Source organism: Ideonella azotifigens, from assembly GCF_006519715.1.
GTDB classification, from domain to species: Bacteria; Pseudomonadota; Gammaproteobacteria; order Burkholderiales; family Burkholderiaceae_C; genus Ideonella; species Ideonella azotifigens.
Map to the genome: position 1 here is coordinate 1 of NZ_VIDT01000234.1, position 7,712 is coordinate 7,712.

The 7,712-nt window shown below is 68.5% G+C and carries 8 protein-coding genes; 6 read left to right on the forward strand and 2 right to left on the reverse strand.

Going from position 1 to position 7,712, the window contains the following annotated elements; genetic code table 11:
- The first annotated feature begins 154 nt into the window (after window positions 1-154).
- On the forward strand, window positions 155-418 hold the full coding sequence (locus FKP22_RS15140) for a hypothetical protein (RefSeq protein WP_141288304.1): 264 nt from the start codon (window positions 155-157) through the stop codon (window positions 416-418).
- A 22-nt stretch (window positions 419-440) separates the two neighbouring features.
- Here the strand turns inward: FKP22_RS15140 and FKP22_RS15145 are convergent, their stop codons facing one another.
- Both FKP22_RS15145 and FKP22_RS15150 read right to left on the reverse strand, forming a co-directional pair.
- Window positions 441-1,850 (reverse strand): sigma-54-dependent transcriptional regulator, encoded by a 1,410-nt coding sequence (locus tag FKP22_RS15145; RefSeq protein ID WP_141288305.1) that lies wholly within the window; start codon window positions 1,848-1,850, stop codon window positions 441-443.
- Window positions 1,851-1,870: 20 nt separating this feature from the next.
- The gene (locus FKP22_RS15150; protein ID WP_141288306.1) at window positions 1,871-3,238 is read right to left on the reverse strand and encodes a sensor histidine kinase; all 1,368 of its coding nucleotides are present in this window, start codon (window positions 3,236-3,238) and stop codon (window positions 1,871-1,873) included.
- Window positions 3,239-3,534: 296 nt separating this feature from the next.
- Here FKP22_RS15150 and FKP22_RS15155 point away from each other — a divergent pair, with 296 nt between their 5' ends.
- From FKP22_RS15155 to FKP22_RS15175, 5 genes are all read left to right on the forward strand, one after another.
- Complete coding sequence (locus FKP22_RS15155) at window positions 3,535-4,500, forward strand: hypothetical protein (RefSeq protein WP_141288307.1); 966 nt, start codon at window positions 3,535-3,537, stop codon at window positions 4,498-4,500.
- 69 nt (window positions 4,501-4,569) lie between these two features.
- Window positions 4,570-5,274 carry a heavy metal response regulator transcription factor gene (locus FKP22_RS15160; RefSeq protein ID WP_141288308.1) on the forward strand — a complete coding sequence of 235 codons (705 nt, stop codon included), beginning with the start codon at window positions 4,570-4,572 and terminating at the stop codon, window positions 5,272-5,274.
- A complete protein-coding gene (locus FKP22_RS15165) occupies window positions 5,271-6,638 on the forward strand; it encodes a heavy metal sensor histidine kinase (RefSeq protein WP_141288309.1) in 1,368 nt (455 codons plus the stop codon). Before FKP22_RS15160 ends, FKP22_RS15165 begins: the two co-directional genes overlap by 4 nt.
- Window positions 6,639-6,848: 210 nt before the next feature.
- Entirely contained in the window at window positions 6,849-7,187 is a 339-nt protein-coding gene (locus FKP22_RS15170) for a DUF4148 domain-containing protein (RefSeq protein ID WP_141288310.1), read from the forward strand.
- Between the two features lie 181 nt (window positions 7,188-7,368).
- Window positions 7,369-7,712: hypothetical protein (locus FKP22_RS15175; RefSeq protein WP_141288311.1), on the forward strand; the 344-nt coding region annotated here is incomplete at its 3' end.

Consider the following 7,712-nt stretch of genomic DNA (forward strand, 5'->3'; position numbering starts at 1 on the left):
GCCCGCGTCTTCGGTCTGCCGCCTGACCTGCCATGGCAATGGGCCTTGCTGCCCGCCGCGGCGGCCCTCTGGTGCACCGCGCAACTGGCCTGGCGCAGGACGTGGCGGACCTGAGCCGGTTCAGGCCAGGCTCACCGCGCAGGCAGGACCCCGCTTGTCCATGCCCGCGGAAAGGTTCGGTTACCAGCACAGGCCCGGCCTGTCGCAACATCACGGCATGACACCAGACAAGCTTGAAGCCATCGGACAACGCGGGGAGGCCTGCATCATCCTGCGAGAAAAAGTCGCCCACCCGAATGGCAGCGTTGAACTGAGCTACCGGCTCGCCACCGGCGAACGCCTGAAGACCACCGATTCGCCCGACGAATTTGAAACGCCGGATGGCAAGCGGAGGTTTCGGCTGCGCGGCGCCCGGTAGGGCACGGTATAGCCCGCGAAGCTCAGCCGCCGTTGTCCTCGCCGGTGCGCAGCCCCAGGCGCTCCAGCCGGTAGCGCAGGGTATCGCGCGAGACACCCAGCAAGCGCGCTGCGGCGCTGACGTTCTGACCGCTGCGGTCCAGTGCGCGTTGCACCAGGCGGCGCTCCATGCGTTCGAGGTTCAGGTCCTCGTCGTCGGTGGCTTCTGCCGCGAATGCGGTGGGCGCCGTGGGCAACGCTGCGTCACCGAGGAAGCGCAGCTCGGCCGGGCCGATGTTCGTGTCCATCGCCATCAGCACCGCCTGCTCGATCGCGTTGCGCAGTTCACGCACATTGCCGGGCCAGGCGTGGCCCAGCAGGCGGCGTTCGGCTTCGGCCGAAAAGCGCAGGCCGGGCTTGCGGTAGCGGCCGGCGTGCAGCGCGAGGAAGTGGCGGGCCAGCAGCACGATGTCGCTGCCGCGCTCGCGCAGCGGCGGCACGGTCAGCTCGATGATGCGCAGCCGGTAGTACAGGTCGGCCCTGAAGCTGCCCGCGGCCACCATCTGCTGCAGCGGGCGGTTGGTAGCGCTGATGACGCGCGCGTCCACCGGCCGGCTGTGCAGGCCGCCGAGCCGGCGCAGCTGTTTCTCCTCCAAGAGCTTCAGCAGCTTGACCTGCGTGGCCAATTCGGTCTCGCCGATCTCGTCCAGGAAGACGCTGCCGCCTTCTGCCGTTTCCAGCAGGCCGGCCTTGCGCTGGCGCGCGTCGGTGAAGGCGCCGCGCTCGTAGCCGAACAGCTCGGCCTCGACCAGCTGCGAAGGCAAGGCACCGCAGTTCAGCTCGACGAAGGGGCGGGCTCGGCGCGGGCCGCCGAAGTGCAGCGCACGCGCCACCAGTTCCTTGCCGGTGCCGGTCTCGCCGACGATCAGGGCCGCCGCCGGCTGCGCGTCGGCCAGCTGGGCCTCGGCGTCCAGCAGCGTGGCAATCGACGCTTTCAACGCCCGCATTGGCGGGGACTCGCCAATGATCTTGTCCAGCCCGCTGCCTTGTGCCTCGCGCTGGGTGTAGTAGTCCACCGCGTTGGCCAGGCGGCCCTGGTCCAGCAGGCGCTCGATCAGCAGCTTGACCTCGCCCAGCACCAGCGGCTTGGTCAGGAAATCTGCCGCGCCGGCCTTCATCGCCTCGACGGCCAGCTCGGTGCTGCCGTAGCCGGTCATCATCACGACGCGAATGTCCGGGTCCTGCGTGCGAATGCGGCGCAGCGCCTCCAGCCCGCTCTGGCCCGGCAGGTTGTGGTCGCACAGCACCAGCTCCGGCCGCCAGCTCGCCAGCTGCGCCAGCCCTTCCTCGGCACTGGCCGCCGTGCGCGCCTCGTAGCCCTGGCGTTCCAGGTAGACGGCGAGGTTGCGCGCCAGCGTGGTCTCGTCTTCGATGATCAGGATGGCCAGGCCCATGCGGTGCTCGGTTTCTCTTCTTATGCGTTGGCAGGTTTCAGCAGCACGGTGGCGCGAGTCTGGCCAGGGCGGCTGCTCAGTTCGATGCGGCCGCCCAGCCGGTCCACGGTGCGGCGCGCCAGCGTCAGCCCCATGCCCAGGCCGCGGGGCTTGGTGGTGGCAAAAGGCTTGAAGACCTCGGCCAGGCGCTCGGGCGCAATGCCGGTGCCGGGGTCGCTCACCGTCAGCGCCAGCATCGCGCCGGCCCGTTCCACATTGACCTCGACCAGCGCACCAGCAGCCGTCGCCTCCAGCGCATTGGCCAGCAGCGAGTTCAGCACCTGGGCAATGGCCACTTCCTCGCCATGCGCCTCGGGCAGGCCGGGCTCGGTGCGCAGGCGCAGCTGTTTGCCCTGGCCCTGGAAGACAGGGGCGAAGCGTTGTTCGGCCGCCGCCAGCAGCGCGGCCAGATCGGTGCTGCCGCGCACCTCGGCCGGATGCTGCACATAGCTCAGCAGCGTGCGCACCAGATGCTCGATGCGGTCCACATGGCCAATGGTCTCGCGGGCATCGGCCGGCGTGGCCTCGCCAATTTCCAGCTGCAACTCGGCACTGGAGCGGATGGAGGCCAAGGGGTTGCGGATGCTGTGCGCAACCGACGCGGCGATCTCGCCGGTGCGTGCCATGGCCTCCGCCTCGATCAGGCGCTCGCGCTGCGCCTGCAACTGCCGGCTGGCCTTGCGCACAAAGCCCAGCAGTGCGAGGTACAGCAGCAGGCCGCTGATCAGCGTGCCGCTCCAGACGGCAAAGCCGGCCTCGCGCAGCGTGGCGTTCAGCTCGGTGGGCACGCGGTAGAGCTCCACTGCGCCGATCGGCGCCCCGCCCGTCTTCTGCTCAGCGTCATAGACCGGCAGGTAGCTCTCGACGAAGTGCAGTTGGCCGGGGCCCAGCGCCATGTGCTCGGCCTTGTCGCCCGCCGCCACCGGCCCGCGCTCGACCACGGTCTCGCCACGCAGCGAGCGCAGCAGCTCGTCGTTGTCCTCGAACTGGCGGCCGGTCAGCAGCGATTCGCTGGACCACAGCACCGCGCCGCTGCGGTCGTAGACATTGGCGCGAAGCACGTCCGGCATGGCCGCCACGTGGCCGAAGAACTCGGCCAGCGCGGCCTCGCGGCCGGGCGTGGGCCCGCTGGTGAAGTGCCTTGAGACGGACTGGGTGGCGACGATGCTTTGCACGAACTGCCGGCTCAGCTCGGCATCGTGCCGCAGCAGCAGCGTCTGCACCACGGCCGCCAGGCCCAGCGCGAGCAGCACGCTGACCAATGCCGCCGCGGCGAGGCTGATGCGCGAGAACCAGCGCAGCAGGTCGAACTCCTGTCGCGGCGAGGCTTTGAGACGGAACAGCGGCATCCAGGGCAATCGTTTGATGGCGTGGTTGAAGGAAAGGGACCGAAGACACAAGTCGCAACGCCTGTGCCACCGGCAAAGTGAGGCGCAGCGGGGGCAGATCGCCCAGTGTCGGCGGCAACTGGGGCAGATCCCCCACCAGCACCCCAAGGGTTGGTGGGGCATTTGGCCCGGTCTTGACGGGCTTGCCCTGTCCGGCAGGCCCAAGTGCTTGATTTTGAACGGTTTGGTTCAAGGGCCTGGCCTGGCACGTTGCGCGCAACAGTGAAGTGATCTTTCACCCCACGGAGCGCCCGCCCATGTCTGCTTTCTCCCCCAAGTCCTTCGACCGTCAAAGCCGCCTGTTTGCCACGGCGCTGCTGTTGGTCGGAAGCGCTGGCCTGGCCCAGGCCGCCACCTCGGCCGCCTGCAGTGGCGGCAGCTTCGCCGCGCTCGGCAAGAGCGGCAACTTCAAGCTGGACCTGAAGCCGGCGCAACTCACCGGGGCCTTCCTGGTTCAGGGCAAGTACGTGGCCTTCGAGATCGACCCGGCCACGCTGGCCATCCGCAACTACGTGCTGACGGGTGCTGCCAACAGCAAGGACCTGACCGGCGGCGTGCGCACGGCCATCTTCGCCAGCAAGGTGCCGGACCTGCAAGGCGTGGCGCTGACCGGCAACCTGAAGCTGGAATCCAAGGACGGTAGCTTGAGCGTGCTGCGCGGCAAGGCGGTGAAGCTGAAGATCCAGGCCAAGGATTGCGCACAAGGCGGCGTGTTCCAGATGGAAGCCGAGCGCGAGGATGGCAAAACGACCCTGTTCACCCACACGCTGGCCGAGAGCACGCAGAACGCCAACCTCACGCCGTTCTATTTCGACAACCGCAACTTCCGCAACCGCGAGGGTGACGTGGTGCCTTTCGGCGACACCACGCTGGTGGTGCCGGCCCGGGTCAATTTCGGCAACGACTTCTCGTCCAAGTTCGTCGGCCGCGACAGCGCGCAGCTGGCCACGCGCCGCAGCGAAGCCACCTGCAACAACACCATCATCAACCGCAACGGCGCACCAGTCAGCGTGAAGCATTGCGGCGGCGTGTCGCGCTGGGACGTGCAGAGCGGCGGCCGCATGGGCATGGTGCTGGGTGAAGACGCGACCGAGGTCTCGCCGTCTGCCACCGATTGCAGCGCCGACTGCCAGGCCCAGAACCAGACCCAGGGCAAGGCCACCGTGCTCGGCTTCCCGTTCCCGGTCGCGCCGGCAGACCGCCTCGCGCCACGCGCACCCTGAGGTTCAGATGACGTAAATGTCATCCAGCGGTCAGCGATGCAAACGGTCACGGGTCGCTAGACTCGCGGCATGCGCGTCCTGATCGTGGAAGACGAGGCCAAGACGGCCGATTACCTGCTGCGCGGGTTGACCGAGCAGGGCCATGTGGTGGACGTCGCCCGCAACGGGATCGACGGCCGCCACGCCGCGCTCGAAAACGCTTACGACGTGCTGGTGCTGGACGTGATGCTGCCAGGCATCGACGGCTTCCAGGTGCTGCGCGACGTGCGCCGCAGCAAGGACATGCCCATCCTGATGCTGACCGCACGCGACAGCGTCGAGGACCGGGTGCGCGGCCTGCAGGATGGGGCCGACGACTACCTCGTCAAGCCATTCTCCTTCCTCGAACTGAGTGCCCGGCTGCAGGCCCTGGGGCGGCGCAGCCGACAGCAGGAGGCCAGCACGCTGACGATTGGGGACATGGTGCTGGACCTGATGAGCCGCAAGGTGCACCGCGGCGGCGACCGCATCGACCTGACGGCCAAGGAGTTCTCGCTGCTCAGCACGCTGGCTCGCCGCAGCGGCCAGGTGCTATCGCGCACCGAGATCGCCGAGCTGGTCTGGGACATGAACTTCGACAGCAACACCAACGTGGTCGAGGTCGCCATCAAGCGGCTGCGCGCGAAGATCGACGGGCCGTACCCGAACAAGCTGCTGCACACGCTGCGCGGCATGGGCTACGTGCTGGAAGAACGCCAGGGCACCTCCTCGCCCGCGGCCAGCGCCGCGCCATGATCCGCTCGCTGGCCAGCCGGCTGACCGCGCTGTTCGCGGCCTGCGCGTCGGTGGTCTTCGTCGTTGCCGGCGTCATCATCTACCTGGTGCTGCAGGCCGGCATCAACGACCAGCTGCGCTACGAGCTGGGCTTGCGCGGCGGCTGGGTCGAGTCCAGCGTGCTGCGCACGCAGAGCGAGTCGCAATGGCGGCTGTGGCTCACGCCGACCATGGACGCGATGGAAGCCGAACGCAGTGGCATGCGGGTCTGGCTGCTCAGCGACCGGCCGGGCTTCAGCTACGGCACGCCCACGCCGGACGTGGTCGCGCTGTCGCAGCAGAGCGGCTTCGGCTTGCTGCTGGCGAATGGCCACGGGCCGGCCTGGATGACCTGGTCGCGCACGCTGCCGGCCGATGGCGACCGGCCCGAGGTGCGGCTGGTGCTGGCCAAGGACCCGGCGCGCTTCTGGGACACGCTGAACGCCTTCCGCCTGACGTTGGTCGTGCTGGGCAGCGCGGGCGTGCTGGCCGTTGCGGTGCTGGGCTATGGCATGGCGCGCTTCGGGCTGCGGCCGCTGCGCCGGCTGTCGCGCCAGGCCCAGGCGCTGGACCCGAACCACAAGGGCCAGCGGCTGGCGCTCAAGCCCATGCCGGCTGAGCTGGACGACCTCACCGCCTCGTTCAACGGCGCGCTGGCGCGGCTGGAAACCGCCTACCAGCAGCTCGAAGGCTTCAATGCCGACGTGGCCCACGAACTGCGCACGCCGCTGACCAACCTGATCGGCCAGACCCAGGTGATGCTCACGCGCCCGCGCAGCGCAGCCGAACTCGAAGAGGTGCTGCATTCGAACCTGGAAGAGATGGAACGCCTGAAGGCCATCGTCAACGACATGCTGTTCCTCGCCCGCGCCGACCAGGGCGCCGCGGCCTCGCGCCAGCTGGCCGTGTGCATGGCAGACGAGGTGCGCAAGGTTGCCGAATTCCTGGAGCCGCTGTTCGACGATCGCGGCGTGACGCTGCGGGTCGAGGGCGACACCAAGTGCAGCGTGGAGACCGCGCTGCTGCGGCGCGCGCTGAGCAACCTGATGCGCAATGCGATCCAGCATGCCGCTCCGGGCGACGAGGTGCAGGCGAGCATCCTGCGCGAAGGCGCCAACGTGCGGCTGGCCGTCACCAACCCCGGCCCGGAAATTCCTGCGCAGCACCTGCCGCATTTGTTCGACCGCTTCTACCGCGTCGACAGCGCACGCCTGAGCAGCGGCGGCAACCACGGCCTGGGCCTGGCCATCGTCAACGCCATCGCGGTGATGCACCGCGGCACGGTGTTCGTCGAGTCTGCCAACGGCCTGAACACCTTCGGCCTGCTGCTGCCCGCCGAGGGCTGAACCCGCCATGCAGTGCCACCTGGGAAGGTGGCACTGCCGCCCGGATGACAAATTTGTCATCGGAGCGTCAGGCTTGCGTCGGCTGCGGGTTTCTACCATGAAGGCACTGAATCGACGACCGGCTTCCCCGCTCTGAGCCACCCACTGCCTCGCAGTCGGCCGCCACTTCGTGACCTCGTCGGTCACACCTGTCAAGCGAAAGGAATTTCCATGCAAGTCACTCGTTTCCTGGGCGCTGCCGCCCTGGGCCTGGCCGCCCTCACCGGCGTGGCCCGTGCCGAAGACAACACCGGCACCGTCAATTTCGACAACCAACCCACCCTCAGCCGCGCCGAAGTGCAGGCCGACCTGGTGCTGTGGCGCCGTGCCGGGCTGGACATGCTGGCCGCGCAGGAAGACAGCTACGTCGTCTTCAGTGCCGACTACAAGCGCCGCATGGCCAACTACCAGCAATGGCGCCATGGCCCGGAATACCTGGCCGAAGTGCAACGCCTTGGCGGCCACGTCACGACGGCGGCCTCGGGTCAGGGCCAGTCCTCGCAGAACTGATGCCTGCCGACCGGCTCCGCCGGTCGCTTGCTCCCTAAACCGGCCCTGGCCGGTTTTTTCATGCCCGCTCGGCTGGTGCCGGGTTCGCCTGCGTGGCCGGTGAGGGCCGGCGAACCAGGCCGGCGATACTCCCGCAACTGGATGGCGAGAGTTCTCCGATGAACAGTGGATGGCAATGGCAATGAGCAGCCCGGCAAGCCGCGGCAGCGTGGTCTGGCTCAGCACCGACCCTCAGGCGCCCTCGTTCCGCCACCGGCTGGCGCCGGTGATGCCGGTGGTCGAATCGCTGGGCTGGCGCAATGAACTCCGGGTGTTGCCCGAGCGCCTGTATGGCTGGCGCATCTGGCAGCTGCGCCACCTGTTGCGCGCAAGTTCGGCCGTGGTGCTGCACAAGCTGCGGCTGGAGCCATGGGAGATGCGGCTGCTGCAGCGTCTGCAGCCGCGCAGCATGTTCGACCTGGACGACGCGATCTGGCTGCGCCAGCCCAAATACATCGGTCACCTGCGGCCGGCTTCGCCGCGCAG